Source organism: Roseateles sp. P5_B10 (assembly GCF_056400485.1).
Window position 1 is genome coordinate 1 of sequence record NZ_JBFULE010001182.1, and the last position, 1,209, is coordinate 1,209.

The 1,209-nt window shown below is 70.4% G+C and carries 2 protein-coding genes and 1 pseudogene; 1 reads left to right on the forward strand and 2 read right to left on the reverse strand.

Translation table 11 applies throughout. The features are described from left to right. Nucleotides 1-288 (reverse strand): annotated as a pseudogene (locus tag AC1DU6_RS31920) (hypothetical protein); the annotation flags it as partial. Between the two features lie 48 nt (nt 289-336). Between AC1DU6_RS31920 and AC1DU6_RS31925 the strand changes: the two are divergent. Beyond that, nucleotides 337-801, forward strand: coding sequence for a winged helix-turn-helix transcriptional regulator (locus AC1DU6_RS31925; RefSeq protein WP_457323428.1), 465 nt, complete (start codon nt 337-339; stop codon nt 799-801). On the opposite strand, the gene AC1DU6_RS31930 is transcribed toward AC1DU6_RS31925, so the two are convergent. Further along, the coding region (locus AC1DU6_RS31930) for a dihydrofolate reductase family protein (protein ID WP_477862214.1) at nt 749-1,209 on the reverse strand (461 nt) is incomplete at its 5' end. The two genes, AC1DU6_RS31925 and AC1DU6_RS31930, sit on opposite strands and share 53 nt — an antisense overlap.

Sequence of the window (1,209 nt, forward strand, 5' to 3'; positions counted from 1 at the left end):
CCCCTCGGGGCCCGAGACGTCCAGTTCGACGAGATTCGCGCGACCGCCCAGCAGCGGGTGCACGAGGGTCGTGCCCGTGTACTCGGCCCAGGTGTCGGAACCGCTCAGGGGCCGCAGGCGGCGGCGCAGCGACGTGTACCACTTGCCGTGCTCGAATTCGAAGTCCTGCGGCGCGCCCGCCGGCGTTGCGGGCAGCGGCGGCGCGCTGGCTGCCGGTGCGGCGATGGCACTGGCGCCGGCGACAACGAGCAGGGAAGCGGCAGTGCGGCGGGTGTGTTGGGAAGGCATGAACTCGGATGGGTGACTAGACTGACCCGGTTCACTCTATGCAGCACCATGTCCACTGCCAAGAAGGCACCTGCAGGTAACCGTCCTCGCCCGGCGCGTGGCAACGCCATCCCCGGCTGCGCGCTGACGGCGGCGCTGGCGGCCATCGGTGGGCGTTGGAAGTTGTTCGTGGTGTACCGGCTGGCCGATGGCCCGCTGCACTTCGCGGCGCTGCGGCGCAGCCTGCCGGACGTGTCGGCCAAGGTGCTGGCGGAGCAGCTGCATGAGCTGCAGGCCGACGGCCTGGTGAGCCGCGAGCGCACGGGGCCTGTGCCGGCCGTTGTGCGATACGGGCTCACGCCGCATGGGCTGTCGGTGCTGCCGGTGGCCGAGGAAATCCGTCGCTGGGGCGCAGCGCATCAAGCCGCTTGCGCAACTGCCCCACTGGACGTCGGCGTCGACGCTCGCGCGACCTGCGTCGTCACCTCGCCATCACCACATGCATCGCCTGGCCCGAGCTTTCGCACTCGGTGACGCGCCAACCGAGGGCCGGCATGTCCAGGCCACCCAGCAGCGACTCGCCGCTGCCCAGCAGCACCGGCGAGATGGCCAGGTGCATCTCGTCGATCAGACCGGCCTGCAGATACTGACGAATCGTCTGAGCACCGCCGCCGATGCGCACGTCCTTGCCCGCGGCGGCGTGCTTCGCCTGCCGCAGCGCGGCTTCGATTCCGTCCGTCACGAAATGGAAGGTCGTGCCGCCTTCCATCTGCAGCGGCGGCCGGGCGTGGTGGGTCAGCACGAACACAGGTACGTGGTAAGGCGGATTGGCACCCCACCAGCCCTTCCAGGTCTCGTCGGGCCAGGGGCCGCGCACGGGGCCGAACATGTTGCGGCCCAGGATCCAGGCGCCGACACCCTCGAAGCTGCGCACCGCGAAGC

Coding starts and splice junctions, on each gene's coding strand:
- AC1DU6_RS31925 (WP_457323428.1), top strand. CDS start 337: ATGTCCACTGCCAAGAAGGCACCTGCAGGTAACCGTCCTCGCCCGGCG.